This window comes from Allohoeflea poritis, from assembly GCF_027889715.1.
GTDB classification, from domain to species: domain Bacteria; phylum Pseudomonadota; class Alphaproteobacteria; order Rhizobiales; family Rhizobiaceae; genus Hoeflea_A; species Hoeflea_A poritis.
Genome location: NZ_JAPJZH010000005.1, coordinates 94,981 through 120,921 on the forward strand (window position 1 = coordinate 94,981; position 25,941 = coordinate 120,921).

Annotated in this window: 15 protein-coding genes; 7 read left to right on the forward strand and 8 right to left on the reverse strand. The window is 63.9% G+C overall.

All coding sequences use genetic code 11. From position 1 onward, the window contains the following. Positions 1-33: 33 nt before the first annotated feature. Both OOZ53_RS09795 and pbpC read left to right on the forward strand, forming a co-directional pair. Positions 34-5,496, forward strand: coding sequence for an alpha-2-macroglobulin family protein (locus tag OOZ53_RS09795; RefSeq protein WP_271089306.1), 5,463 nt, complete (start codon positions 34-36; stop codon positions 5,494-5,496). Next, positions 5,493-7,589 (forward strand): penicillin-binding protein 1C, encoded by a 2,097-nt coding sequence (gene pbpC / locus OOZ53_RS09800; RefSeq protein WP_271089307.1) that lies wholly within the window; start codon positions 5,493-5,495, stop codon positions 7,587-7,589. The genes OOZ53_RS09795 and pbpC overlap by 4 nt, the downstream gene beginning before the upstream one ends. Here pbpC and OOZ53_RS09805 read toward each other — a convergent pair whose 3' ends face one another. Further along, positions 7,590-8,786 carry a lytic murein transglycosylase gene (locus OOZ53_RS09805; RefSeq protein ID WP_271089308.1) on the reverse strand — a complete coding sequence of 399 codons (1,197 nt, stop codon included), beginning with the start codon at positions 8,784-8,786 and terminating at the stop codon, positions 7,590-7,592. Positions 8,787-9,088: 302 nt separating this feature from the next. Between OOZ53_RS09805 and OOZ53_RS09810 the strand changes: the two genes are divergently transcribed. The 3 genes from OOZ53_RS09810 to OOZ53_RS09820 all read left to right on the forward strand — a co-directional run bounded on the left by OOZ53_RS09810 (position 9,089) and on the right by OOZ53_RS09820 (position 14,659). Further along, positions 9,089-9,829: a LuxR family transcriptional regulator gene (locus OOZ53_RS09810; RefSeq protein ID WP_271089310.1), complete on the forward strand. Its 741-nt coding sequence runs from the start codon at positions 9,089-9,091 to the stop codon at positions 9,827-9,829. 148 nt (positions 9,830-9,977) lie between these two features. Further along, positions 9,978-13,436 carry a pyruvate carboxylase gene (pyc, locus tag OOZ53_RS09815; protein WP_271089540.1) on the forward strand — a complete coding sequence of 1,153 codons (3,459 nt, stop codon included), beginning with the start codon at positions 9,978-9,980 and terminating at the stop codon, positions 13,434-13,436. Between the two features lie 68 nt (positions 13,437-13,504). After that, complete coding sequence (locus OOZ53_RS09820) at positions 13,505-14,659, forward strand: MFS transporter (RefSeq protein ID WP_271089312.1); 1,155 nt, start codon at positions 13,505-13,507, stop codon at positions 14,657-14,659. Between the two features lie 6 nt (positions 14,660-14,665). Here OOZ53_RS09820 and OOZ53_RS09825 read toward each other — a convergent pair whose 3' ends face one another. The 5 genes from OOZ53_RS09825 to OOZ53_RS09845 all read right to left on the reverse strand — a co-directional run bounded on the left by OOZ53_RS09825 (position 14,666) and on the right by OOZ53_RS09845 (position 19,810). Further along, entirely contained in the window at positions 14,666-15,592 is a 927-nt protein-coding gene (locus tag OOZ53_RS09825) for a diacylglycerol/lipid kinase family protein (RefSeq protein WP_271089313.1), read from the reverse strand. A 46-nt stretch (positions 15,593-15,638) separates the two neighbouring features. Then, positions 15,639-17,219, reverse strand: a complete 1,581-nt coding sequence (locus tag OOZ53_RS09830; protein WP_271089314.1) for an efflux transporter outer membrane subunit — start codon at positions 17,217-17,219, stop codon at positions 15,639-15,641. A 14-nt stretch (positions 17,220-17,233) separates the two neighbouring features. Further along, a complete protein-coding gene (locus OOZ53_RS09835) occupies positions 17,234-18,379 on the reverse strand; it encodes an HlyD family secretion protein (protein ID WP_271089315.1) in 1,146 nt (381 codons plus the stop codon). 12 nt (positions 18,380-18,391) lie between these two features. Then, positions 18,392-18,829, reverse strand: a complete 438-nt coding sequence (locus OOZ53_RS09840; RefSeq protein WP_271089316.1) for a DUF3302 domain-containing protein — start codon at positions 18,827-18,829, stop codon at positions 18,392-18,394. Positions 18,830-18,925: 96 nt separating this feature from the next. Further along, the gene (locus OOZ53_RS09845; RefSeq protein WP_271089317.1) at positions 18,926-19,810 is read right to left on the reverse strand and encodes a LysR family transcriptional regulator; all 885 of its coding nucleotides are present in this window, start codon (positions 19,808-19,810) and stop codon (positions 18,926-18,928) included. A 104-nt stretch (positions 19,811-19,914) separates the two neighbouring features. On the opposite strand from OOZ53_RS09845, the gene OOZ53_RS09850 reads away from it, so the two are divergent. Both OOZ53_RS09850 and ispG read left to right on the forward strand, forming a co-directional pair. Beyond that, the gene (locus OOZ53_RS09850; RefSeq protein WP_271089318.1) at positions 19,915-20,889 is read left to right on the forward strand and encodes an NmrA family NAD(P)-binding protein; all 975 of its coding nucleotides are present in this window, start codon (positions 19,915-19,917) and stop codon (positions 20,887-20,889) included. Between the two features lie 147 nt (positions 20,890-21,036). Beyond that, the gene (gene ispG, locus OOZ53_RS09855) at positions 21,037-22,296 is read left to right on the forward strand and encodes a flavodoxin-dependent (E)-4-hydroxy-3-methylbut-2-enyl-diphosphate synthase (RefSeq protein ID WP_271089319.1); all 1,260 of its coding nucleotides are present in this window, start codon (positions 21,037-21,039) and stop codon (positions 22,294-22,296) included. Positions 22,297-22,306: 10 nt separating this feature from the next. Here ispG and OOZ53_RS09860 read toward each other — a convergent pair whose 3' ends face one another. After that, complete coding sequence (locus OOZ53_RS09860) at positions 22,307-24,703, reverse strand: response regulator (RefSeq protein ID WP_271089320.1); 2,397 nt, start codon at positions 24,701-24,703, stop codon at positions 22,307-22,309. Positions 24,704-24,928: 225 nt separating this feature from the next. Further along, positions 24,929-25,843: a polyprenyl synthetase family protein gene (locus OOZ53_RS09865; RefSeq protein ID WP_271089322.1), complete on the reverse strand. Its 915-nt coding sequence runs from the start codon at positions 25,841-25,843 to the stop codon at positions 24,929-24,931. Positions 25,844-25,941: the final 98 nt, after the last annotated feature.

Genomic DNA, 25,941 nt, shown 5'->3' on the forward strand with positions numbered 1-25,941 from the left:
GCAGACATGATGAATCCTTGATGGGAGGAAACGATGTTCAGGCATTTGCGACATGCGGCGGCCCTTGTGGCCATCGCCGCCATCTCCGTGTCCACGGCTTTCGCCCAGACGAAGCGCCTCGAGATCTTCGACAATGCCGATTTCTACGGTTTCGACCTGCGGGCGGAAAAGGATGTGACGCTTGAGCAGTGCAAATCCTACTGTCTTGCCGACAATGCCTGCCGCGCCTTTACCTACAACACCGGTGCCGCGCGCTGTTTCCTGAAATCGGACTTCAACCGGATGGACCGCTTTGACGGTGCCGTTTCGGGCAAGGTGGTTTCCGATACGAACGCGCCCGATATCGGCGCCGCGCCGGAACTCGCATTTCTGTCGCGCGGGCTCTCATCGGAGGCGTCCGCGCTGAAAGCCGAGGCGCCCGGCTGGCACGATGCCGGCCTCGGCCTTGCCGCGACGACGGCGGCGGCGCGCAATGCGCTGGCGGTTGGCGAGGCGCCGGCGGCAATCGACTATTTCGGCAAGGCGTTGGCGATCGATCCGGATGATCCGGGCCTCTGGCTCAGCCTTTCGCAGGCGGCTCTGAATGCCCTTTATACCGGGTCGCGCAATGACTACAGGACGCAGCGGGCAGCAACAGCAGCCGCGCTCAACGCCTATGAATTGTCACGCGATGCGCCAGTACGCGCTCAGGCGCTCGACCTGCTCGCCAAGGGGCTCGAGCTGCGCCAGCAGTACCGCCCGGCGCTGGAAGCCTACAAGGCCAGCCTTTCGCTGATCGATTCTCCGCGCGTGCGGGCTGATTTTCAGGATTTGAGGGCGCGCAAGGGTTTTCGTGTCGTCGAGCACACGGTGGATGCCGACAGCGCCACGGCGCGGCTTTGCGTGCGCTTTTCCGATCCGCTGGTTCCGACCGGGACCGACTACGCATCCTATGTGCGCATTGACGGGCAGCCGGCACAGTCGATCTCGGCAAAGGGACAGGAGATATGTGCCGACGGGCTCGATCACGGCAAATCGTACCGGCTGACGCTGCGGGCCGGTCTGCCGGCGGAGGTCGGCGAAACGCTCGAAGCGCCGGTGACGATCAATGTCTATGTCCGCGACCGCGCGCCGTCGGTGCGGTTCGATGGCGACCGTTTCGTCCTTCCGGGTGCCGGGCGCCACGGCATTCCGGTGGTCAGCGTCAATGCCGATGCCGTGGATGTTGAACTCTACCGGATCGGCGACCGGTCGCTGGCGCCGGTCCTGTCGCGGTCGCAGTTTCTCAAGCAACTTGATGCTTACGATGCGAACAACATCCGCGACGCGCTGGGCGAACGGGTCTGGCAGGGAAGCCTGCAAACCGCCGGTGAACTGAACCGCGAGACGGTGACGAGCTTTCCCGTGGATGAAGCGCTGCCGGAACGCAAGCCGGGCGTCTATGTGATGATGGCAAGCGTTGCCGATGCCCGGCTCGACAATTGGGAAAGCCGCGCGACGCAATGGCTGGTGATCTCCCATATCGGCCTTTCCTCTTTCTCCGGCAGCGACGGCCTGCATGTCTTCGCCCGCTCGCTGGACACCGCCAAGCCGGTGGAAGGCGTGAAGCTGACGCTGCTTGCCCGCAACAACGAAGTGCTCGGCGAGGCCAGAAGCGATGCCGAAGGGCGGGCGCATTTCGCCGCCGGTCTGACGCGGGGGAAGGATGGCCGCGCCCCGGCCGTCGTCACCGCCGATGGCGGCAATGGCGATTTCGTCTTTCTGGACCTTTCGCGCGCCGGTTTCGATCTGTCCGACCGCGGCGTGACGGGCCGCGCCGCACCCGGTCCGCTCGACATGTTCGCCTGGCTCGACCGCGGCATCTACCGGGCCGGCGAAACCGTGCATCTGGCGGCGCTGCTGCGCGATGACGCGGCATTTGCCGTGGCCGACCTGCCGCTGACATTCGCGGTGATCCGGCCGGACGGCAAGGAAGAGCGGCGCGTGGTTCGCAACGGCGGTCCGGCTGGCGGCTACGGTCTCGATCTCGACCTGCCGGCCAACGCCATGCATGGCGTATGGACCGTGCGCGCCTTCGCCGACGCCAAGGGGCCGCCGCTCAGCGAAAAGCGCTTCCTGGTCGAGGATTTCAGGCCCGACCGCATCGCATTCGATCTGGAGATTCCGAAGGCGCCGCTGGTTGCGGGAAGGCCGGAGACGGTCGGGATCGACGGGCGGTTCCTGTATGGCGCGCCGGCGGCGGGTCTCGCTGTGGAGGCCGATCTGAAGCTCAAATCCGTGCGTGAACGATCCGATGCGCCGGGCTACGTCTTCGGCCTTGCCGACGAGACCGCCATCGATACGCACTATGATGTGGGCACTGCCTCCAACCTGGATGCGCGGGGGCACGGCTCCGTCGACATCGACCTTCCGTCATTGCCGGCAACCACCCATCCGCTGGTTGCCGATCTTACCGTGCGGGTTCGCGAAGGCGGCGGAAGGGCGGTCGAGAAGACCGGCACCATCACGGTGCGTCCGCAAGGCTCCATGATCGGCATCAAGCCTGAGTTCAGTGGCGATCAGGTGGGCGAGAACAGCACGGCGCGGTTCCAGGTGATCGCCGTCGGCCCGGATGGCGACCGGCTCTCCGAATCCGGTCTGAGATGGTCGCTGCTGCGCATCGAGCGTGATTACCAATGGTATCGCGAGGGCAACCGCTGGCGCTATGAGCCGGTCGAATACACCAGCCAGGTCGATGACGGCACGATCGATGCCAGCGAAGGCACGGCTGCCCAGATTGCCGTTGCCGTCGATTGGGGGCGTTACCGGCTGACGGTCGAATCGGGCGATCCGGGCGGAGCGGCAACCAGTGTCGAATTCGACGCGGGCTGGTATGTCAGCGCCGCCTCGACGGAAACGCCGGACGGGCTGGAGATTGCCCTTGACCGCGACCGCTACAGCGCCGGCGATATGGCAAAGCTGCTTATTTCGCCGCGCTTTTCCGGCGATGCGCTGATCACGGTGTCGAATGACCGTTTGCATGATGTCTTTACCGCCACGGTGCCGGCGGGCGGCACCGAGATCGACATTCTCGTCGATGCGGCCTGGGGCGCCGGAGCCTATGTGACCGCGACCCTGATCCGGCCGGGCAGCGCTGCCGAAAACCGGATGCCGTCGCGTGCCGTCGGCATCAAATGGCTGCCGATCGATCCGGGCGAGCGGGCTCTGGACGTGGCGCTTGAGGTGCCCGAAAAGATCAAGCCGAACACGACTTTGGATATTCCCGTTACCGTTTCGGGTGCCGGCGCGGGCGAGGAAGCCTATGTCACGGTTGCGGCCGTGGATGTGGGCATTTTGAACCTGACGGCGTTCGCGGCGCCGGACCCGCAAAACTGGTATTTCGGTCAGCGCCGCATGGGCGTCGAGATCCGCGACCTTTACAGCCGGCTCATCGACGGCGCGCAGGGTGCGACCGGCCGAATTCGCAGCGGCGGTGACGGGCCCGGCATGGCTGTCAAGGGCAGCCCGCCGCGCGAGCGGCTGGTGGCGCTTTATTCCGGCATTGTGCGTTTGGACGCCGATGGAAAGACCGTGATTTCATTCGATGTTCCGCAGTTTAACGGCACATTGCGGCTGATGGCCGTCGCCTGGACGCCGCAAGGCGTCGGGCAGGCTGATAAGGATGTCATCGTCCGCGATCCGGTCGTGATCACCGCAAGCCTTCCGAAATTCCTGGCGCCCGAGGACTATTCCCAGATCCGCTACGATATCGCCAATACGGATGGTCCGGCCGGCACCTATCGGGTCTCGCTGGACACGGGCGATGCGTTGCGGGCGGAAATTTCCGGCCTGCCCGGCACGATCCGGCTCGATCAGGGTGGCAACGCTGCTTTCGTCGTCGGGGTCACGGCCGGCCGGCCGGACCTTGCGCAGGTCACGCTGCGGCTGGACGGTCCGGCGGATTTCAGCGTCGAAAACACGCAGCTGCTGAATGTGCGCCCGGCCACACTGCCCGTCACAACCCGTCTGGAACTGCCGCTGGCGGCCAATGGCGGATCGGCGGTCATCGATCAGGAATTGCTGGCGGCCTATTATCTCGACGGCGCCAGCGTCAGCATCGATGTCTCGCGGTCGGATTTCGACGTGCCGGGCCTGCTTCTGGCACTCGACCGCTACCCCTATGGCTGCGCCGAGCAGACGACAAGCCGTGCCCTGCCGCTGCTTTATCTGAGCGAGCTCGATGCACCCGCGGCGCTTCTGGACGACCCGGATCTTCGCGAGCGGGTCCAAAAGGCGATCGCCCGGGTGCTGTCCTACCAGTCGGCAGGCGGAAGTTTCGGCCTTTGGGGGCCGGGCGGGGGCGATCTGTGGCTCGACGCCTATGTGACGGACTTCCTGACACGGGCGCGCGAAAAGGACTATGCGGTTCCCGCCCAATCGATGCGCCTGGCGCTCGACAATCTTCAGAGCGTTCTGTCCTACACGAACAACGTCGCCGACAATGGCGACGGTATCGCCTATGCGCTTTACGTGCTGGCGCGCAACAAGCGGGCTTCGGCGGGTGATCTGCGCTACTATGCGGATGCCCAGCTCGACGCGTTTGCTACGCCGCTGGCGCGGGCGCAGATCGCGGCAAGCCTGGCACTTTACGGCGACAGCGAGCGGGCCCAGCGGGCCTTCGGTTCCGCCTACCGGCTCGCCAACGCGGCCGGGGCCGCCAATCTGCGCCGCACCGATTACGGCTCGGCGCTGCGTGACGATGCGGCCATGCTGGCGCTAGCCGGTGAAAGCCGTCCCGTCACGCCGCTGCTCGGCGACATGGTGCAGCTCGTTTCTGCCCGCCAGTCACAGAGACCGGCGCGCACCACACAGGAACAGGCCTGGATGCTGCTCGCCGCGCGTTCGGTACAGGAGACCCAAGAGACAGCAAGGCTCAGCGTCGACGGGCAGCCGGTGAGCGGACGTTTCGGACGCACCGTCAGCGGCGATGCGATCGTCGACCAGCCGATCCGCCTGCGCAATGACGGGTCCGAGCCGGTGCGGGCGGTTGTCACGACGGTTGCCGCGCCGCTGCAGGCACCGCCCGCGGGCGGAAACGGCTTTACCATCAGCCGCAGCCATCATGATCTTGACGGGCGCGAGGTGTCCATCGATTCGGTGGCGCAGAACCAGCGTTTCGTCGTCGTCCTCACCGTCCAGCAGACGAACCGGCTGCCGGCGCGGATCGTGCTGACCGATCTTTTGCCGGCCGGGCTCGAGATCGACAACCCAAGGATCGTTGAGAGCGCGGCGCTTTCCGGTTTTTCCTGGCTCGGCGAGACCGCGCCGGCGCATACGGAGTTTCGCGACGACCGGTTCGTTGCCGCATTCGATGCGAATGGCGGCGCCGACGGACCCATTCGGGTCGCCTATGTGGTGCGTGCCGTCGTTCCGGGCTCCTACGCGCTTCCGGCGGCACAGGTCGAGGACATGTACCGCCCTGAATTCTCGGCGCGCACCGCTGCCCGCTGGATGACGGTGCGCGACGCGGACCAATGAGGCAGGCTGGCAAACGACGGCTGACCTTAGCTGCGGCGAGCGCGGCAGGCCTTGTCGTCGCACTTGGGGTGCTTGCCGCCGCGCTCGACCGCGCCTATCCGCCGCCACTTCCCGATTCCCGGGCGCTTTCGGTCGAGGTCACCGACCGGGACGGCGAGCTCCTGCGGGTGTTCGCCAACAGGGAAGGGCGCTGGCGGCTGCGGCCGGATCTCGATGCGCTTGATCCGGAATTCACGGCCCTGCTGGTTGCCTATGAGGACAAGCGCTTCTGGTCGCATCACGGGGTCGACCCGCTGGCCATGGGCCGGGCCTTCGCCCAGATGATCGCCAACGGACGTATCGTCTCCGGCGGCTCGACCATCACCATGCAACTGGCGCGGCTGCTTGAGCCGCGCCCGTCGCGGTCGCTCGGCGCGAAACTCCGGCAGATGGCGCGGGCGCTCCAGATCGAGCGGCGGATGAGCAAACAGGAGATCCTTTCCTGGTATCTTACGCTGGCGCCCTATGGCGGCAATCTGGAGGGGGTGCGCGCGGCGAGCCTTGCCTATTTCGGCAGGGAACCCGACGCGCTGAGCCTGCAGCAGGCGGCGATGCTGGTCGCGCTTCCGCAGTCGCCGGAAAGCCGGCGGCCCGACCGTCATGCGGAGGCGGCGCGCAGCGCAAGCTTGCGTGTTCTTGAACGCGCGGCGCTGAAGGGCCTGATCGATCATGGCGAGGTGGCGCGGGTTGCCGGGCTGGAGTTTTCCGTCCGGCGCAGGCCGCTGCCGGCGCTGGCGGCCCATCTCGCGGAGCGGGCGCGGGCCGCCGAACCGGGCAGTCTCACGCACCGCACGCTCCTGTCCGCCAGCGCCCAGCGCAATCTGGAGGCCGTGGCAGCGGACGCTGCGGCGCGTCTGGGCCGGCGGCTTTCCGTCGCCATCGTGATGGCCGACAGCCATGACGGCAGCATTCTGGCGCAGGTCGGCTCGGCCGGCTATTTCGACGGCGGACGCGCCGGATGGATCGACATGAGCCGCGCGGCGCGATCGCCGGGCTCGACGCTCAAGCCGTTCATTTACGGCCTTGCCTTCGATGAGGGCCTGGTCGTGCCCGAAACACTGATCACCGACCGGCCGGCCAATTTCTCCGGCTACCGGCCGCGCAATTTCGACATGCAGTTCCAGGGCGATGTCAGCGTCCGCCGCGCCCTGCAGCTATCGCTGAATGTTCCGGCCGTGCGGCTGCTCGTTGCCGTCGGCCCGTCTCGCCTTTCGGCGCTCCTGCGTAAGAGCGGTATGCGCTATGCGCTGCCGGCGGCGGCCGACCGACCTGGCCTTTCCATCGGGCTTGGCGGCATCGGGACAAGCCTTGTCGATCTGGTGCAGCTATACGCGACGCTGGCAGCCGGTGACGGCCGGCCATTGGCGCTGTCCAACGGCATCGATCCGGTCGCACGGCCGGAGACGTCGAATGCCGTGCTGAGCAGCGTGGCGCGCTGGCACGTGCGCGACATATTGAGCGATCTTCCCGCGCCGGCCGGCTCGCAGCAGATCGGCATCGCCTACAAGACGGGCACGAGCTATGGCTACCGCGATGCGTGGTCCGTCGGCTTCGATGGCCGCCATGTCATCGGTGTCTGGATCGGCCGGCCAGACAACAGCGCCGTTCCGGGCCTGACCGGCCTCAGCGCCGCAGCGCCGGTTCTGTTTGACGCCTTCGCCCGGTCGGGAAACGATATCGTTCCGTTCCGGCCGCCGCCTGCGGGGGCGGTGCGCCTTGCCCGCAACGCGCTTCCGGAGCCGATGCGGCGATTCCGCAGTTTCGAAGAACGGTTGCAGGCAGCGCCGAGCGGCGAGACCGCACCGCAGATCGCCTATCCTCCGAGCGGTGCGCATGTGGCGCTCAGCCGGTCCTCGGACGGCAGCTACCGCCCCCTGGTGATCAAGCTGCAGGGCGGACGGCCGCCGTTCCGTTGGCTGGCGAATGGCCGGCCGGCGGCGGCCTCCGTGCGCCGGCGCGACTGGCAATGGGTGCCGGACGGGCCGGGCAGCGCGCGGCTGTCCGTCATCGATGCGGCAGGGCGCAGCGTCGGTGTCGAGATTGTCGTTGAATGACTATTTCTTCATGACCGAATCATGCACCGCGACATCCGCATGGCCGTCCGGCGTCATGCCGTTGCGGTTCTGATAGTCGCGGATGACGGCCCGCATCTCGAGGCCGATGCGCCCGTCGGTGCGCGGCACCGCATAGCCCAGCGCCTTCATCTTTTCCTGCATGGCGATGCGTTCGGCCTTGTTGAGCGGCCGCTCGACATTCCAGTTGCCGGCCAGTGGCGCGTGACGGTTGGCGATGCGGTCGGCGAGATGACCGACGGACAGGGCATAGGCATCGGAAAAATTGTAGGATTTCAGCACCATGAAGTTTTCGGTGGCGAGGAAAGCCAGGCCCTCGATGCCGCTGGGAAAGAGCAGTGTCGCCGATCCGCGGTCGGGAAGGGCGCCGCCATCCATGCGCACGACGCCGCGCTTGACCCAGTTGCGATAGGTGTCCGTTGCCTTCATCAGGTCGACATTCTTCGGCAGATTGACCTGGAATCCCCACGGGACGCCGCTTTGCCAGCCTTTGCCCTTGAGGTAATTGGCAGCCGAAGCGAGCGCGTCCGGAGGGCTTCCCCACAGGTCGCGCTTGCCGTCACCCGTGTGATCGACGGCATATTCAAGGAAACTCGACGGCATGAACTGCGTATGGCCCACAGCACCCGCCCAGGAGCCGCGCATCTGCTTGCGGCTCAGCTTCTCCTGCTGCATCACCAGCAATGCATTGATGAATTCCTTCTGGAAGAAATCGCCGCGATAGCCGGCATGGGCAAGCGTTGCGAGCGATCCCAGCGTGTCGCTCTTGCCGATGAAGCCGCCATAGTTCGTTTCCATCCCCCAGATGGCCAGCAGGACATGACGGTCGACGCCGTATTTCTTCTCGATTGACGAAAGGGTGCGATTGTATTTCCCGGCCATCGCCTGGCCGGACTTGATCTGCCCGGATGTGACCCGTTTGCCGACATACTGGCCGATGGATCGCTTGAATTCCGGCTGGCTCTTGGTGAATTTCAGGATGCCCTTGTTGGGTTTCAGACCCTTCGTCGCCGCCTCGAACGTTTCCCAGGAAACGCCTGCCGCCGCTGCTTCCGGGTAAAGCGAATCGACATAGTTCTTGAAGGATATCTGGGCGCTGGCACCGGAGGCCGCCAGAGGCAACAACAGCATTGCCGCAAGCGCCAGACCGATCCGAATGGGACTCTTCGTGCTCGACATGGGCGGAGCATAGCAAGAACAATGTGTCAGGCAAGCCGGTGTTTGGGGAAACGGTTCACGCTGTTTCCTGCCGGGACGCTACGACAGTTCATCAATCACTTTTCTCAATTCACAACAGCGGTTAATATCCCCTTGGGTGGAATTTGCACTTGGATGGGAAAGTGGTACCCGGCGCGCGCGCCGGGTTGTCATTGCACGCTCGCGACCGAAGATCGTTCGGTCGCGATTCCTGTCGACCGCACTTCGGGAAAGGAAGCCGAAGCGCGGCCGATGAACGAATATCTGGCAAGATAGGTGTCTTTGTGAATACGGACGCAATCATCGAATTCCTCGAAGCTGTGAACACCCATGAAACGCAGTCGTCGATCATCGAAAGCCTGGAATCGGTACTGGATGTCCACGGCTTCGATTATTATGGCGTCATCCGCCAGCCCAAAGCCTCCGAGGACCCGCTCAGCCTGGTGCTGGCGGGGCGCTGGCCCGCGGGCTGGCCGGCCCATTACATGGAAAAGAAATATGTCCTGATCGATCCGACGATCCGTTATCTCGGACATGCCCGCAAGGGCTTCAGCTGGGCCGAGGCCATTCCGGCATTCCAGTCGGATCCGCATCGCCGCCGCATGCAGCGCATGATGGTCGATGCCGTGAGATTCGGCCTGGAGGGCGGCTATATCTTTCCGATTCACGGCCGCCGGGGACTGATGGGCAACCTGTCCGTCGGCGGCAAGCCGGTTGAGCTGAGCCAGACCGAGATGGTCCTGTTCGACGCATTGGCGAAAACGGTTTTCTGGCGGCTGCTCGAACTGACCGACCCGCTGATAAACGAGGAGCTCTCCTCATCGGTCGATGTGCAACTCACCCGCCGCGAAATGGAGGCGCTGAGCTATCTCGCCGACGGCATGACCTCCAACGAGATCGCCGCTGTGCTGAAGCTGTCCAATCACACGGTCGACTGGTACATGAACGCAGTGCAGACGAAATTGAAGGCGAAGAACCGCCACCATGCGGTGGCGATCGCGTTTCGCCTGGGCCTGATCTCCTGAAACCGCATGTGATGGTGCGATGCACATTTCGACCGGCTCCGGCAGGGAGCCGGCGATATCAAACGCTTCAAATTGGGCGACACATGCTCTAAGAGGGTGCGACTGCGGCGAATTCATACTGCGCCGCACAATGACGGAGACCCTCGCCTTGCCGATTTCCAAAATCCTTGTCGCCAACCGATCTGAAATTGCCATCCGTGTCTTTCGCGCCGCCAATGAGCTCGGCCTGAAAACGGTTGCCGTCTGGGCCGAGGAAGACAAGCTGGCCCTGCACCGGTTCAAGGCGGACGAATCCTACCAGGTCGGCCGCGGACCGCATCTTGCGCAGGATCTGGGTCCCATCGAGAGCTATCTGTCCATCGACGAGATGATCCGCGTCGCCAAGCTGTCAGGCGCCGATGCCATCCACCCGGGTTACGGCCTCCTGTCGGAAAGCCCCGAATTCGCGGAAGCCTGCGCGGAAAACGGCATCGTCTTCATCGGCCCGAAACCGGAAACGATGCGCCGTCTCGGCAACAAGGTGGCGGCGCGCAATCTTGCCGTCGAGGTTGGCGTTCCGGTGGTGCCGGCGACCGAGCCGCTGCCGGACGACATGAACGAGACCGCCAGGATGGCGCGCGAGATCGGTTATCCGGTCATGCTCAAGGCCTCCTGGGGCGGCGGCGGGCGCGGCATGCGCGTCATTCGCTCCGAGGACGATCTGGAGCGCGAGGTAACGGAAGCCAAGCGCGAGGCAAGGGCCGCCTTCGGCAAGGACGAGGTCTATCTGGAAAAGCTGGTCGAGCGCGCCCGTCACGTCGAGGTGCAGATGCTTGGCGACACGCACGGCAATGTGGTGCATCTTTTCGAGCGCGACTGTTCCATCCAGCGGCGCAACCAGAAGGTCGTCGAGCGGGCGCCGGCGCCCTATCTCGACGATGCGCGGCGGGCCGAGCTGGCTTCCTACGCCATCAAGATCGGCGCGGCGACGGACTATATCGGCGCCGGTACCGTCGAGTTCCTGATGGATGCCGATACGGGCGCCTTTTATTTCATCGAGGTCAATCCGCGCATCCAGGTCGAACATACTGTGACGGAAGAAGTCACCGGCATCGATATCGTCAAGGCGCAGATCCACATTCTGGAAGGCCATGCGATCGGCACGGAGCAGTCGGGCGTGCCGGCACAGGCGGATATCCGCCTCAACGGACACGCCTTGCAGTGCCGTATCACCACGGAAGACCCGGAGCAGAACTTCATTCCCGATTACGGGCGCATCACCGCCTATCGCGGCGCAACCGGTTTCGGTATCCGGCTTGATGGCGGCACGGCCTATTCAGGCGCCGTGATCACCCGCTACTACGATCCGCTGCTTGAGAAGGTCACGGCCTGGGCGCCGACGCCGGAAGAAGCCATCAACCGGATGGACCGGGCGCTGCGTGAGTTCCGCATTCGCGGCGTCGCCACCAATCTGACCTTTCTCGAAGCGATCATCGGCCACCCGCATTTCCGCGACAACAGCTACACCACCAAATTCATCGACGACACGCCGGAGCTGTTCGAGCAGGTGCGGCGCCAGGACCGCGCCACGCGGCTTCTGACCTATCTTGCCGATGTGACCGTCAACGGCCACCCGGAAACGCGCGGCCGGATCATGCCCGACGAAGAGATCAGCGCACCGATCGTGCCGTTCGCCGGCGGCGATATCCCCGACGGCAGCAAGCAGAAGCTGGATGCGCTGGGGCCGGCGAAATTCGCCGAATGGATGCGCGCTGAAGAACGCGTGCTGATGACCGACACGACCATGCGCGACGGGCACCAGTCGCTGCTGGCGACACGCATGCGCACGCATGACATCGCACGCATTTCCGGCACCTATGCGCGGGCGCTGCCGCAGCTCCTGTCGCTGGAATGCTGGGGCGGCGCGACATTCGACGTCGCCATGCGCTTCCTGACGGAGGATCCGTGGGAGCGGCTGGCGCAGATCCGCGAGGGCGCGCCCAATATCCTGTTGCAGATGCTGCTGCGCGGCGCCAATGGCGTCGGCTACAAGAACTATCCGGACAATGTCGTCCGTCATTTCGTCCGTCAGGCGGCCAGCGGCGGCATCGACCTCTTCCGCGTCTTCGACTGCCTTAACTGGGTGGAAAACATGCGCGTCGCCATGGATGCGGTGTGCGAGGAGGACAGGCTCTGCGAGGCGACGATCTGCTATACGGGCGACATCCTGAATTCGGCGCGGCCGAAATACGACCTCAAATACTACACGGATCTGACCCGCGAGCTGACCGATGCCGGCGCCCATATCATCGCGCTCAAGGACATGGCCGGGCTGTTGAAACCGGCGGCGGCGACCGAATTGTTCAAGGCGATGCGCGAGGCGACGGATCTTCCGATCCATTTCCACACGCATGACACTTCGGGAATTTCAGCCGCCACCGTTCTGGCGGCGGTGGATGCGGGTGTCGACGCGGTGGACGCGGCGATGGACGCTTTGTCCGGCAATACGTCGCAGCCCTGCCTCGGCTCGATCGTCGAGGCGCTGCGTGGCGGCGAGCGCGATCCGGGCCTCGATCCCGAATGGATCCGCCGCATCTCGTTCTACTGGGAGGCCGTGCGCGCGCAATATGTCGCTTTCGAGAGCGACCTGAAGGGTCCTGCCTCGGAGGTCTACCTGCACGAAATGCCGGGTGGCCAGTTCACCAATCTGAAGGAACAGGCGCGCTCGCTGGGTCTCGAGACCCGCTGGCACGAGGTGGCGCAGGCTTATGCGGACGCCAACCAGATGTTCGGCGATATCGTCAAGGTGACGCCGTCGTCGAAAGTGGTGGGCGACATGGCGCTGATGATGGTCTCGCAGGACCTGTCGGTGGCCGATGTCGAGAATCCCGAGCGGGACGTTTCCTTCCCGGATTCCGTCGTCTCGATGATGCGCGGCGATCTTGGTCAGTCGCCGGGCGGCTGGCCGGAAGGGCTGCAGGAAAAGGTGCTCAAGGGCGAGAAAGCCTATGCCGTGCGTCCGGGTTCGCTTCTGGAGGATGCCGACCTCGATGCCGAGAAAACAGAGATCGAGAAGGCAATAGACCGGTCGGTCGACGACTATGAGTTGGCATCCTATCTCATGTATCCGAAGGTCTTCACGGATTATGCGCTGGCGCGCAACACCTATGGTCCCGTTTCGGCCCTTCCGACTCCGGCCTATTTCTATGGCCTGCCGGTCGGCAGCGAACTCTTCGTCGATCTGGAGAAGGGCGTGACGCTGGTGATCCGCAACCTGGCGGTGGGCGAGCCCAATGAAAAGGGCATGGTCACCGTCTTCTTCGAGCTTAACGGCCAGCCGCGGCGCATCAAGGTTCCGGACCGCGCGCATGGCGCGTCTGCCGCCGCGCAGCGCAGGAAGGCCGATGCCGGAAACGAGGCCGAAGTGGGCGCGCCGATGCCGGGCGTTGTCTCGACCGTCGCGGTCGCCGCCGGGCAGGAGGTTCAGGCAGGCGATGTGCTGCTTTCCATCGAAGCCATGAAGATGGAAACGGCGATCCATGCGGAAAGGGATGGCGTCATTGCCGAGGTGCTGGTAAAAGCCGGCGATCAGATCGACGCAAAAGATCTTTTGGTCGTCTACGCATAAATCAACCATATCCGCCGGTCGGCGGACATTGAGCAATCCTGTCATTGACTGCTCTGGGAGCCACGGGCATGCGCGCAGCGGTATCCGCGATGTTCCTGATGAACGGCTTTGTCGTCGGCAGCTGGGCGCCGCTGGTGCCCGAGCTTGCGCAGCAGCACGGCCTGTCGGAATCGGCGCTCGGGCTGCTCATCCTGACGCTGGGGCTCGGCTCGATCCTGATCATGCCGGTCTCGGGCGCGCTGATCGCCCGCATCGGCGCGCTGCCGGTTCTGCGCGTCACATGCATTCTGTGCTCGCTGGCCCTTCTGCCCGTGGCGCTGGCGCCGGGCGTGCCGGTGCTGGTCGGCGTGCTCTTCGTCTTCGGCGGCATTATCGGATCGATGGATATCGCCATGAACGCCAATGCGGTCGTCGTCGAAAAGCGGCTGAGAAAGGCGATCATGTCGTCCTGTCACGGCTTCTGGAGCCTTGGCGGGCTCATCGGCGCGGCGGCGGGCGGCGTGCTGATCGACCGTTTCGGAAGCGGCATGCAGGTGGCCCTCGTCAGTGCGATTGCCCTTGTGATCGCGCTGTCCTTCGTGACGCGGCTTGCACCGGATCTGCCGCTGGCGGCCGATGCCAAGCCGCGCTTCCGGCTGACGCTCGCGCCGATGCCCTATGTCGTCGGGCTTGTGGCGCTGTTTTCCATGGTTCCGGAAGGCGCGATCCTCGACTGGGGCGCGCTTTACCTGCGCCAGGACCTCGGCGCCGACGTCACCTATTCCGGGCTTGCCTTCGGTGCCGTGGCGGCAACCATGGCTGTCATGCGTTTCGCGGGCGATGCGGTCCGGCGCAAATTCGGCGCGGTGACCACCATGCGCTATTCGGCGATTGTTGCCGCGGTCGGGCTGCTGCTCGCCGCAACGGCAAGCGGGCCGACCATGGCGATTGCGGGTTTTGCGCTGTCGGGCATCGGCATCGCCAACCTGGTGCCCGTGGCGCTGTCGGCCGCCGGCAATCTGCCGGGCCTGCAGCCTGGTGTCGGGATCAGCATTGCGACCTCCATGGGCTATTCGGGCATTCTGATGGCACCGGCGCTGATCGGCTTCATCGCCGAATATCAGAGTTTTTCGGTTGCCTTCATGGGCCTCGCCGCGCTTTTCATCGTCGTGCTCGGACTTTCCCCGGTGGCGCGCCATGCCGATCTGAATGAGGCAGCCGAGACGCCTTTTGCTGGCGGCTGACTGCCGCTACTGGCGCAGCAGCAGCGCGCCGGGGAGAATTTCGAATGTCGCCTTCAGGCAGCCGGGCGATTCGCCGTCAATATCGAGCGGAACCTTCACACCGGTCTGGTCGACGGTTTCCGCGACAATGTGGCGGCCCGTTCGCGCAAGGATCATCGGGTGGTCCAAATGGGCGCCGCGGTAGACCTGGCGCAGGTCCCTTGCCAGTGCCAGCTTCGCGCCGCCGCGCAGGATGACGATCTGAAATTCACCACTGTCGAGCCGTGCCTTGGGCGCGACATGCATGCCGCCGCCGAAATATTGCCCGTTGGCAATCGCTGCCATGGAAAGATCGACGGTCAGTTGCTCGCGATCATCGATGGTCAGGCGGACGGTGCGGCTGCGGTGGCGCAGCAGCGCCCCGAGCGTTGCGATATAGTAGGCGGCCTTTCCGGGCAGCAGGCCGGTCATGCGTTCGGCATTGACCGCACGGTCGACCTCGCCGGAGAGGCCCATGCCGGCGATGTTGATGAACAGGCGCGATGCCGGATTGCCATTATCGTCCACATAGGTCACGCGGCCGAGGTCAATACGCCGCCGCTTTCCGGAGGCAATGCCGCGAAGCGGATCCGGGGACGGGCCGAGGCTGCGGACGAAATCCGCGCCGGTGCCGGCGCTGATGACGGCAAAGGTGCAATCGCGCCGGACGGCGCCGTCGTCGGTGACAAACCCGTTCACCGCCTCGCTGATCGTTCCGTCTCCGCCGACGGCGATGATCAGTTCCGCACCTGCCTCGACGGCCTGGCGCGCGAGTCTCGTGGCATGGCCCCGGCCTGTGGTGAACGCATGATCGAAGGGACCGATCCCGCCAGACAGGGCGGCGGCGATGTCCGGCCAGCGCCGGCCCGTGCGACCGCTGCCGGCGCGCGGATTGACGACGACGAAAACACTCATGGGATCGTGGCCGCGATGCGCCTTCTGGGGCGGTTCACAAGCAAGACTATTGCGTTTCGATCGGCTTCGGTTCGATGGGTTTTTCCAGCAGTTGGCCCCAGTTCGTGCGGTCTTCCATCTGTTCGCGGGTCCGGGCGTTGACGAAACCCTTGACGTTGGGCGGCACCCAGCCGCCGGCAAGGCCCTTGTAGACGGAAATCAGGTTGGTCAGCACGTTTGCGCGGGCGACCAGCAGGCGGGCTTCGGAGTCGAGAAGGGACCGTTGCGCGTCAATCACCCGGTCATAGCTGGCCGTCCCGTCCTGGTACTGGGTAAGAACTTCCGCCTCGGCCCGCTTGGAGGCCGCGACGGCGCGCGACAGATACACGACCTGCTGCTTGGACCGGACGAAGGCGACGAGCGCAGTCTCCACCTCGGCGTAAGCGTTGAGGACCGTGTTCTTGTATTGCTCCAGCGTTTCCTGGAACTCGGCGTCCTGCACGCGCACATTGTTCTGGATGCGGCCGTAATTGAGCACGTTCCACGAAAATGACGGGTTGATGAACCCCTCGAAGCTTCGTGTGTTGAAAATGCCCTTGAAATCGCTGGCCTTCAGGCCGATGGCGCCGGAGATGGTGAATGCGGGATAAAGGTCCGCCTTGGCGACGCCGATCTGCGCCGACTGTGCTGCTGCCAGATATTCGGCGGCGCGGACATCGGGGCGGCGGCGCAGCATATCCGCCGGCACGCCTATGGCGACGGTCGCCGGCACGCGCGGCAGGCGGGCATGCTTCTTCAGGCGCGGCGCCACATTGCCGGGCGGCTCGCTCAGCAGCACGCTCATGGCGTTCATGGCCTGCGCCAGGTCGGCCTGGTAGCCGGGCAGGGTGGCGAGCGTGCTGTTGTATGCGGCCGTCGCCTCGTCGACGTCGAGGCGCGTCGTGGTGCCGCCTTCGAGCTTGACCTTGGCGATGTCGAGGCTCTTCTTCTGCAGCGCCAGGTTCCGGCGGGTGATGGCGATCAGGCCCTGCAGCTCGCGGATTGTCACATAGGTGGCGGCGATGTCGCCGGTGAGCGTTACAAGCGCGTCGTCATAGCTGGCGATCTGGTAGAGCAGATTGGCCCTGGCGGACTGTATGTCGCGGCGGATCTTGCCCCAGAGGTCGATTTCCCAGCCGGCATCAAAGCCGGTGCTGTAGCGGGTGAAATTCGGATCCAGCGGGATGAATTGCTGAATATCGCGCACCAGCGGCTCGTTCCGGCTGAGCTGTACCTTCTCGACGCCGGCCTTGGCCTGCTGCTGCTGGGGAAACAGTTCGCCTTCGGCAACGCCGAGCTGGGCGCGCGCCTGGTAGACACGGGCGCCGGCGGCTTCGAGCAGCACATTCTGCCGGTAGGCCTCGTCGATCAGCGCCGTCAATGTCGGATCCTTGAACAGCGTCCACCAGTTGTTGACGGCGGCGCTGCGCGTGGTGAAGCCGGTCTTGGCATCGACCGGAAGGCCGGCGCCCTTGCTCCAGCTTCCGAGATAGGGCGCTTCAGGACGTTCGAAATCCGGCCCCACCATGCAGCCGGCCAGGACAAGGCCGGTCGCGACAATGGCCGGGAGCGGGCTCAGGCGCTTGGCATATCGGATCAGTGCGCTCATCGCTTCCGCCTCGATCACAGGTTCAACGGGAACAGGAGGTTGGCCCAGGAATAGAGCCGGATGTTGATGCGCCGCAAGGGTTCGAACCCCTTGCCGAGGCCGGTATAGATGGCCACGGCGCCATGGACGCCGGCGGGAAATCGCTTGAGCGCCGGATCGTCGACCTTGATCTGCACGGCTATGCGCCCCTGGACCTTGGGAAAACGGAATGTCGGCACGTTGCCGCTGGGCTTGATCTGACCCTGGCCGGTGCCCCACCAGACCGCCTCGACGCTGCCTTTGAAAATCTGCCCGGGGAAGATGTCGAGCGCGACCTCGACCTCCTGGCCGGGTTCGACGAATTTGAGGTGCTCCTGATAAAAGGTCGCCAGCATATAGGGATCGGCATCGGCGACCAGGACCGCCAGAGCGGCAATGCGGCGATTGCCGACAACGAGGCCCGGGCGCGCCTGCTGGGTGACGATGATGCCGTCTTCGGGCGCGCGTATGGTTGTCTGGTCGAGATAATATTGCGATTTGGCGACCTCGGCCTGCGCGCCGTAAACTTGCGCGTTGATGCCGTCGATCTTGGCGTCGCGGGCAAGCTCGGCCTTGGTGATGTTGGCCTGGGCCTCGGCGACCTGCGCGTCGGCGGCCGCAAGCTGCTGGATCCACTTGTCGAGCGTTTCCTGGCGCGCGCCGCCCTTCGGAACAAGATCCGTGTAGCGCTTGACCTCCTCCTGCGCATAGGTGCGGTTGGCGACCGCCTCGGCCATCGCGTCATTGGCCTGCTGCACATCGACATCGAGCATCTTGGCGTTCTGCTGCGCCTCGACGAGCTTCGCCTGGTTGGCGGCCAGATTGGCCTCGTAGATCGTCCTGTCGAACTGGTACATCACATCGCCGGCCTTGACCTGCTGGTTGGAGGTGACCAGCACCTCCTTCAGGATCGTGGGCTGCGGCAGGCGCGGCACGAGCTGGACGGTCGGGCGTATGACGTGGCCGTCGATGGAAAAGGGCTGGAAGAAGCGCAGCGCGATCAGGAAGATCAGCAGCATGTGCACGCCGACCCAGAAACCGACAATGCCCCATACGATATTGAATTTGAGAAGCCGGAAACGGAAAAAGACGAGCCAGACGAAGACGATGTAGGTTACGACGATGCCGACGGCAATTAACATCCACCCACCCCGCTATGCCGGTTTTTCGGTATCGTCCTTTTCGGACGTACCGGCCGTTTCGGGCGGATTCGCATCACCATCAGCCGGTGGCGCGGCGTGTATTTCGGCGACGTCAACCTGTTTGGTCGGACCGCCCGGAAGCGGGACGCCGTAGACGGTGGCGCGCTGGCCTTCGAGATCGGTGTTGCTGTCGGGCATGGAGCGCACATCGACCAGCGTCGCCTCATGCAGCGCCCAGATGATCGCGTGTATCCACGGAAAAACCGTAAAGAGACCGATCCAGCCCACAATCTTGACCGCCTCGGCATGCGGGTGGTTGCGCCGTTCGGCGATCTTTCCCGGAAGGCTGCCAAGCTGGATGATGACGTAGAAGAAAACGACAATGAGAACGATCAGGAACAGGAAGGTCAGATAGTCGTAACCGGTGACCGGGAAGTCAATCAGATGCATTAAACCGCCTCCCTTCCAGTCGCCTGTTCCACGATTTCCAAATCGGCGGCAGTGTCGCCTGACAAAAGGAATATTGCAACACCATTGAGCCCGGCGTTACGTGTCACCGAGCGGCAGGGCGTTGATGCGTTCATGGAGAAAGTCCATGACACGCCGAATGCGCTGGCTGGTGCGCAGTTCACGGTGTGAGGCCAGCCAGATGGGCAGGGCGGGGATCGTGATATCCGGCAGTATGCGCCGCAGTTCCGAATGACCGGCCGCCAGATAATGGGCAATGAAGCCGATGCCTGCACCGGCCCTGACGAGTTCGAAATAGGCGATCTGGTGATCGGTACGCACGGCGAAACTGTCTCTCTGGGCGTGAATGCCGAGATCTGCCATGCCGTCGACGATAAGATTGGAGCGGTCCATGCCGATGAGTCGATGGCGGAAGAATTCCTCGATCGTCTGCGGGGTCCCGTGGCGGGCCAGATAGTCCGCATGCGCGTAGGTTCCCATGCCGAGCTCGTTGGTCTTGCGGGCAATCACGTCGTTCTGGACCGGCCGGACCATGCGCACGGCAATGTCCGCGTCGCGGCTCAGCAGATTTTCCACCGTGTTGCTGGGCACGAGTTCGATCTGGATGTCCGGCTCGGCAACGCCAAGAGCGGCGATGATGGGCGGCAGGATATAGGTCGAGACCACTTCACTGGCGGTGATGCGAACGGTGCCGCCGAGCGATTGCGCGCGGCTGGCGGCTTTCAGCGCCAGGCGATCGGCCTCGAATGCCATGGCTTTCGCGTCCTCGATGATGGAGAGCCCTGCCTCGGTCGGTGTCATGCCGTGCCGTCCGCGGGTGAACAGTGTCAGGCCGAGGCTTGCTTCCAGCGCATCGATGTGGCGGCCGAGCGTCGGTTGGCTTACGCCGAGATTTTGCGCCGCCTTCGCCAGCGTTCCGGTTTCGGCGATGGCAAGAAAGCTGCGGATCAGGTTCCAGTCCATTTGATACATTTTTGAATAGAAAGCATACGGCAAGATCAATTTAAAATACGATTTTGTATGCATATTGTCCATTCACCACGTCATTTCCCAACAGGAGCAGGACAATGCAGACGATCGCAGTTCTCGGCGCCAACGGGCGCCTGGCCAGCCAGGTGGCCATGGCATTTCACGACAAAGGCTACCGGGTTCTCGCCGTTACGCGCTCGGGCGCGGCAGCAGGTCTGCCAGCCGGGATCGAACAGCGCACTGCCGATGCCATGGACCGCCGGGCCCTGACCGCCGCGACCGAGGGCGCGGATATCATTTTCAACGGCCTTAATCCGACCTACACACAGTGGCGCAGATATGTCCTGCCGATGGGCGAGAATGTCATTGCGGCGGCGCGGCAACACGGCGCGCTGCATCTGTTTCCCGGAAATGTCTACAATTACGGGCACGAGGTTCATCCGGGCATGCGGCCGCAGGACCCTCAGGGCGCGACGACGAGCAAGGGCCGGATCCGGATCGCGCTCGAACAGCTTTTCGAGCGCGAGGCGCAACGCGGCAATGTGCGTACCATCATCTTGCGTGCAGGCGATTTTTTCGGCGGGCCGGTGAAGGGCTCGTGGTTCGATCTGTCCATCGCCGCGAAGATCGACAAGGGCATCTTCACCTATCCCGGACCGATGGACCTTGCGCACAGCTGGGCGTACACGCCGGATCTTGCGGCCACCTTTGTTGCGTTAGCGGATCGCGCCGGCGAATTGGGGCCGTTCGAAATGTTCAATTTCCCGGACCATACGCTGACCGGTCAACAATTGATGGATTGTTGCGAGCAGGCTGTCGGGCTTCCCCTCAAACGCGCCGGTATACCCTGGCCGCTCTTGCGTGCTGCCGGTCTCTTCTCGCCGATGATGCGTCATGTGTGCGAAATGTCCTATCTCTGGCACGTCCCGCACAGCCTGGATGGCGACAAGCTGCGCACGCTGCTCGGAACGGTTCCGCATACCGATGCGGATTCGGCGGTGTCCGCGGCACTTTCGGACCTCGGGATAAACAGGAACGCATCGCCGAAAAGCGCCGCGGTCGCGGCGGCCTGACAGCCATTGGACGAAGCCCGCAAGCGCGGTTGGCACCTCCGGACCCTGCGAGCGAACCGTCATCATGTTGACATTGCGGGCTGGTTGTACCACCTCACATCCAGTAGACATTTCCGGCTCCACCGAGCACTGCGGCCAGAGGTTGCGATGGGCAGTTACTATTCCGAAGTTTTTGACCGGCGCGAATCCGTTGCCGTTGATGTCGGCGGCGTGAAGGTCGGCGGCCCCAATCCCATCGTGGTTCAGTCCATGACCAACACGGACACCGCCGATATCGACGCAACTGTCGCGCAGGTGGCCGCTCTCCACAATGCCGGCTCGGAAATCGTGCGCATCACCGTCGACCGTGACGCGAGCGCGGCGGCGGTGCCGAAGATCCGCGAAAGGCTGGAAAGGCTGGGCCTTGACGTGCCGCTCGTCGGCGATTTCCACTATATCGGCCACAAGCTTCTGGCCGATCATCCGGCCTGCGCCGAAGCGCTGGCCAAATACCGCATCAATCCCGGCAATGTCGGCTTCAAGGACAAGAAGGACAAGCAGTTCGCGCAGATCGTCGAGACGGCGATCCGCTACGACAAGCCGGTGCGTATCGGTGTCAACTGGGGCTCGCTCGACCAGGCGCTGCTGACCCGCCTGATGGATGAGAACCACGAGAAGGGCGGGCCGATGAGCGCCCAGGAAGTGACGCGCGAGGCCATCGTGCAGTCGGCGCTGCTGTCGGCGGAACTCGCCGAGGAGATCGGGCTTTCCCGCGACCGCATCATCCTGTCGGCGAAGGTCAGCCAGGTGCAGGATCTGATTGCCGTCTACACGGAACTGGCGCGCCGGTCCGACCACGCCCTGCATCTGGGGCTGACGGAAGCCGGCATGGGCAGCAAGGGCATCGTCGCATCATCCGCGGCGCTCGCCATCGTCATGCAGCAGGGCATTGGCGATACGATCCGCATATCGCTGACGCCGGAGCCGGGCGGCGACCGCACGCGCGAGGTTCAGGTGGCGCAGGAACTGCTGCAGGTCATGGGTTTCAGGCAATTCGTCCCGGTTGTCGCCGCCTGTCCGGGGTGCGGGCGAACCACATCAACGGTGTTCCAGGAACTGGCCCAGAAAATCGAGGACGACCTGCGGCGCAACATGCCCGTTTGGCGCGACAAATATCCGGGCGTCGAGACGCTGAATGTCGCGGTCATGGGCTGTATCGTCAACGGTCCGGGCGAATCGAAGCACGCCGATATCGGCATTTCGCTGCCGGGGACGGGCGAAAGTCCGGCCGCACCTGTCTTTGTCGACGGCAAGAAGGTCCGGACCCTGCGCGGCGACAATATTGCCGGCGAATTCGAGACCATGGTCGATGACTATATCAGGACGCGCTTTGGAACCGGGCAGGTCGAGGATCCGGACGCCGCATGAGCCCGCTTGCCTAAGCAGTGTCGCGGTAGGTGCCCGCCTCATCAGTCTCGGCGAGCCAGGCCTCGATCTTCTGAGCCAGTTTTTCCGGTGAGATGGGTTTCGGCATGTAGTCGTCCATGCCCGCCTCCAGGCAACGGGCCCGGTCGTCCTTGAGCGCATGGGCGGTGACACCGATAATCGGCGTATGCTCGCCCTCGACCGCCTCCTGCTTTCGGATATGGGTGGTCGCCTGATAGCCGTTCATGCGCGGCATTGAAACATCCATCAGGATCAGGCGGGGTTTGAGTTCGCGCCACAACTCGACAGCCTCCTGCCCGTCATTGGCGATGCGGAATGCATAACCCGTTTCACCCAGCATGTGGTCGAACACCATCTGGTTGACCTCGTTGTCCTCGGCGACAAGGATGTCGATCGATGGCTGGCCGGTTCGCTGCGGCGCCGGTTCAGGATGGGCATTGCCGGAGACGACGGGCCGGTCCGCTGCCCGTGCGGTTCCGTTTTCCTCGGGTGCCGGTTCGAGACCGGCTGCCGGTTGCTTATGGCCGGTCGCCTTGTTCGTCAAAATCGCGGTGATCGTCTCGAGCAGATACGAGGCGCGCACGGGTTTGGTTACATAACCGGTGATGCCGAGCCGCTCGCACAATTCGGCGGTTCCGACATGGTCGACGGCGGTCATGAGGAGGATGGGAATTTCCGCAATCGGCGGCGTTGCGGCCAACGCCGTCCGCAGCTGTCCGGCGGCCTCCTCGGGAACCGGTGTATCCAGGATGATCAGGCCGGGCGGCAGGCCGAGTTCGGCGGATTTGCGGGCAAGACCGGTCGCGAGAGGAATGGATTCCACCGCGGCGCAGTCGAATGACCAGCTGCGTAGCTGTTCGCGGGCGACATCCTGGCTCATCCTGTTGCCGTCGACGAGGATGATGCGTGCGCCGTTGATGTCGACAGGGGTCTCGGGTCTTGCGTGTTCTGTGGCGCGGCTGATCGGCAGCTTGAGTTCGAGCCAGAAGTTCGACCCCTTGCCGACGGCGCTTTCCACGCCGATGCGCCCGCCCATCAGTTCCACCAGCCCGGCGGCGATGGCGAGACCGAGGCCGGTGCCCTCGAACTTGCGCGTCGAGGATCCGTCCACCTGGCTGAACTTGTCGAAGATGATGCCAAGCTTGTCGGCGGGAATCCCGGGTCCGGTGTCCTTGACCGAAATCCGGATGTCGGCGGTGTCCTGGGACGCGGCGCCCTGGATGTTGACCATGATCTGGCCGCGGTCCGTGAACTTGACCGCGTTTCCGATGATGTTCGTCAGGATCTGCCGGATGCGACCGACATCGCCGACAAAGGCGTCGGGCAGTTGCGGGTCGTAACGCACAACCATTTCCAGGTCCTTTTCCGCCACGCTGCCGGACAAAAGGGTGGCGATGTCCTCGATTGCCTCGCGCAGGCTGAAGGGGGCCGGGTTGAGCTGCATCTGGCGGGCGTCGATCTTGGAGAAGTCCAGGATATCGTTGATGATGGTCAGCAGTGCCTGACCGGACTTGACGATGATATCGGTGAATGTGCGCTGCTTGTTGGACAAATCCGTGCGCGCAAGCAGTTCGGCCATGCCGAGCACGCCGTTCATGGGCGTGCGGATCTCGTGGCTCATATTGGCCAGAAACTCGGACTTGGTCTTTTCCGCCGCCTTTGCCTTGCGGCTTTCCTGGCGCGCCTGGGCGATGGCCAGATCCAGCTTGCGCAGGGCACGCCACAGAAGCAGATCGATGGGAAGGAAGACGAATAGACCGAGCGCCAGCAGCACGGCGATGGTGGTGAGCAGGAAGGTCTGGACACGCCGGCCCTGGGTGATGGTCGTTTCCTTCAGCGAATCCAGGATTGTCTGTGTGACCTTCGCGCCCGTCTGATTGAGGAAACTGTCATAGATCGAAAAGAGAACCTTGCCGGCCCAGCGCAGGTCGTCGACCGTTTCGGCGTTTTCGACGTCCGTCGTATCGGTGATCTGCCGATATTGTTTGAATGGATCGTCCGCGCGCATGTAACGGTCGGCCGCATAGACGCTTTGGCGCAGCGATTCCGGCGTTTCAGGCGACAGCCACAGCTCCCGGAAACGCTCGAATTCCGTCTTCACGGCATTCTGCCGGAAGATCAGACCCTTCTTGACCGACTCGACACCGGCATCGTCCTGCAGGGTTTCGACCTGCGCCGCCCTGCCGGCCAGTTGCGCCAGCGCATCATCGAGCTCGCCGATGCATTTGACCATCAGCCCGTAGTGGCTGATCGCCCGGTTTTGTGCCTGCTGTTCGCCGTAAAAGACGATACAGATGCCGCCGATGAGCAGGATGGTCGTGACATAGCTGACCCGCAGGAATATCGATATCCCTTTCCGTCCCTTCGGATTTTCGGCCAACTCGCCCATACATGTACCCGTCAATCGATAAATTATGCAGCCGATGTGACCGGCAATTGGCCACGCTTGCGCATTCACTGCATCGGCAAGCTATGCGCGGCGGCGGGAAAACCCGGGAAACGCGCAAATCGGATGCAGGCATATCTTCATGATTGCGCGGGTATTTTTTCAGGGAACCGTTAACGTGCCATTAAGCCTATGAATTAACGGATAAATGGCGGAGCCGCGGGCCGTTCAGCGGTCGCGCTCGGCAATGAATCGCGCTGCTATCCGCAATATCAGCGCCCTGTCGCCAAAGCGATCGAGCAGTGCGTTCGCCTCCTCGACAAGGCCGGAGAGTTGCCGGCGCGCCCATGGCTGCCCGTGCAGTCCCACAAGGGTCGCCTTGCCGCGCTCGGCATCCTTGCCGGTGGCTTTTCCCATGTGATCGCTGTCCGAGGTTACGTCGAGCAGGTCATCGGCGAGCTGGAATGCCAGCCCGATCGCCTCGCCGAACCTGATCAGACATTCGCGGTCCTCTTCGGACGTTTCGCCGAGGATTGCCCCCGCCTCGCAGGCAAAGCGCAGCAGTGCGCCGGTCTTCATGGCCTGAAGGGTGATGATGCCGGCCTCGTCCGGCGTCGTGGTTTCGGCGGCAAGGTCCAGCGCCTGACCGCCCGCCATACCACCGATGCCGGCCGCCCGGGCAAGCGAAAGCACAAGCGCGGTCTTGCGGCTGTCATCGGCCGGCGTTTGCGGCGCCGTGATGATCTCGAAAGCTATGGTCAGGAGCGTGTCGCCGGCGAGGATCGCGGTGGCATCGTCAAATGCGACATGCACCGTCGGCAGGCCGCGGCGAAGATCGTCATTGTCCATCGCCGGAAGATCGTCGTGGATCAGCGAATAGCAGTGAACGCATTCCAGGGCCGCCGCCACACGCAGGGCGGCCTCGGAATCGGCGCCGGTCAGTTCCGCCGTTTCCAGGACCAGAAAGGGCCGCAGCCGCTTGCCGCCATTCAGCACCCCGTGGCGCATGGCGGCCAGAAGATGGGCCGGCCGTGCGATCTCACCCTTCTGCGGATGCGGATCGAGAATGCCCTCAAGGACCGTTTCGACCTGGGCAGCCCGTTCAGCCAGCCGCTGTGAAAAATCCGGTGCGTCGCCTGTCATGCTGCCGTCATCGCACGGCACAGCCGTTGCAGCAATGGTTTGTTTGCCGGATCGGAATCGCCGCGCGGTGGTTCAAATCGCGGCGCGGCTGCTTTATT

What these genes read in the sequence shown, in the direction of transcription:
- OOZ53_RS09795 (WP_271089306.1), top strand. Translation starts at nt 34, where the DNA reads ATGTTCAGGCATTTGCGACATGCGGCGGCCCTTGTGGCCATCGCCGCC.
- pbpC (WP_271089307.1), top strand. Translation starts at nt 5,493, where the DNA reads ATGAGGCAGGCTGGCAAACGACGGCTGACCTTAGCTGCGGCGAGCGCG.
- OOZ53_RS09805 (WP_271089308.1), bottom strand. Translation starts at nt 8,786, where the DNA reads ATGTCGAGCACGAAGAGTCCCATTCGGATCGGTCTGGCGCTTGCGGCA.
- OOZ53_RS09820 (WP_271089312.1), top strand. Translation starts at nt 13,505, where the DNA reads ATGCGCGCAGCGGTATCCGCGATGTTCCTGATGAACGGCTTTGTCGTC.
- OOZ53_RS09825 (WP_271089313.1), bottom strand. Translation starts at nt 15,592, where the DNA reads ATGAGTGTTTTCGTCGTCGTCAATCCGCGCGCCGGCAGCGGTCGCACG.
- OOZ53_RS09830 (WP_271089314.1), bottom strand. Translation starts at nt 17,219, where the DNA reads ATGAGCGCACTGATCCGATATGCCAAGCGCCTGAGCCCGCTCCCGGCC.
- OOZ53_RS09835 (WP_271089315.1), bottom strand. Translation starts at nt 18,379, where the DNA reads ATGTTAATTGCCGTCGGCATCGTCGTAACCTACATCGTCTTCGTCTGG.
- OOZ53_RS09840 (WP_271089316.1), bottom strand. Translation starts at nt 18,829, where the DNA reads ATGCATCTGATTGACTTCCCGGTCACCGGTTACGACTATCTGACCTTC.
- OOZ53_RS09845 (WP_271089317.1), bottom strand. Translation starts at nt 19,810, where the DNA reads ATGGACTGGAACCTGATCCGCAGCTTTCTTGCCATCGCCGAAACCGGA.
- OOZ53_RS09850 (WP_271089318.1), top strand. Translation starts at nt 19,915, where the DNA reads ATGCAGACGATCGCAGTTCTCGGCGCCAACGGGCGCCTGGCCAGCCAG.
- ispG (WP_271089319.1), top strand. Translation starts at nt 21,037, where the DNA reads ATGGGCAGTTACTATTCCGAAGTTTTTGACCGGCGCGAATCCGTTGCC.
- OOZ53_RS09860 (WP_271089320.1), bottom strand. Translation starts at nt 24,703, where the DNA reads ATGGGCGAGTTGGCCGAAAATCCGAAGGGACGGAAAGGGATATCGATA.
- OOZ53_RS09865 (WP_271089322.1), bottom strand. Translation starts at nt 25,843, where the DNA reads ATGACAGGCGACGCACCGGATTTTTCACAGCGGCTGGCTGAACGGGCT.